Consider the following 1,355-nt stretch of genomic DNA (forward strand, 5'->3'; position numbering starts at 1 on the left):
GCTTATCCGCTCGTTATTGTAGTAATCGATATAGTCCTCTATCGCCTTCCTCAGTTCATTGACACTACTGAACTCGCTCAGATAAAAACACTCCGATTTCAGCGTACCGAAGAAGTTTTCCATCACCGCATTGTCCAGACAGTTTCCTTTGCGCGACATACTTTGCGTCATGCCCTGAGCCTTTAATCTGGCCTGATAGCCGGCCATTCGATACTGCCAGCCCTGATCCGAGTGCAACAGCGGAGTATCTTCCGGGCTCAGTTTCGAGAACGCATCGCGCAGCATCGTGTTAACCATCTCCATCACCGGCCTCTCCGACAGGCTGTAAGAGATAATCTCCCGGTTAAACAGATCGAGAACCGGTGACAGGTACAGCTTTTTACCCTGTACCGAGAACTCTGTAACATCCGTAACCCATTTTTCGTTGGCTTTCGAGGCACTGAAGTTTCGGCTCAGGATATTGGGCGCTGCCTTGCCCGTTTCCCCTTTCCAGGCCCGATATTTCTTCACTCTTACCAGAGACCGGAGCGACAGCTCTGCCATCAACCGCTGCACTGTTTTATGGTTTATCAGCAGCCCCTGTTTTCTCAGGGAGAGCGTGATTCTGCGGTATCCATAACGCCCTTTGTGCCAGTGGTATATCTCTCTGATTTTGTTTTTCAGTCCGGCCTGCCTGTCCACTCGCTTCAGCGCATTCATATTGTGATACCACGTGCTGCGGGACATATCCGCTGCACGCAGAAGATCACTGAGCGCATACTCCAGCCTTAGCTCACCGATTATTGCAGCTTTCTGCCGTTTTTCTCGCGTTGAACTAAGGCCTTCAGCTTTTTTAGATAAGCATTCTCTGCTCGCAGGTAACGGAGTTCAGCCCGCAGTTCTTCGGGAGATAGCTTTTCCAGTGCAGCATCGGTAAGTGGCGGTGTTTTTTGGGGTTTTGTCATGCCTTTGCTCCAACCCGGTTTTATATTCAGAAGTCCTTTCTCACCTGCGTCTTTGTAGACATTCACCCAGTGCCGGACAACGGTTTCATTAGAGATATTAAACCGGGCGGCGGCTTCACGCATCGAAAGTTCTTCATTGAGTACAGTCCGGACAACAGCTATCCGAAACGCCGGAGAATGGCGGTCATTTTTCCAGGTAATACCATCAATACCGTGGAGTTGCCAGGCTCTTACCCAGCGTCGCACTGATGTTCTTTCAACACCAAAACGTTCAGCGGTACAATATGTACCATCCTTACTTGAAAGGTAGTGCTTAACGACTGCCAGTCGTAGCTCAAGGGAATATTTTGGCTTTGCCATAAAAAACTGCACCTTACTCAGTTGGATATCCAACTTTTAGGGTGCAGTCCA

At 49.4% G+C, this 1,355-nt stretch carries 1 protein-coding gene; it reads right to left on the reverse strand.

The window, feature by feature from the left end:
• Positions 1-1,304 (reverse strand): IS3 family transposase gene (locus WCT94_RS20645; protein ID WP_336871583.1). Its coding sequence is split into 2 segments (ribosomal slippage), with 1,305 coding nucleotides annotated over them: positions 1-827 and positions 827-1,304; the frame shifts between segments, so codons are not numbered across the junction. This gene is flagged as partial in the annotation.
• Positions 1,305-1,355: the final 51 nt, after the last annotated feature.

Source organism: Pectobacterium sp. 1950-15 (assembly GCF_037136835.1).
GTDB lineage: Bacteria > Pseudomonadota > Gammaproteobacteria > Enterobacterales > Enterobacteriaceae > Pectobacterium.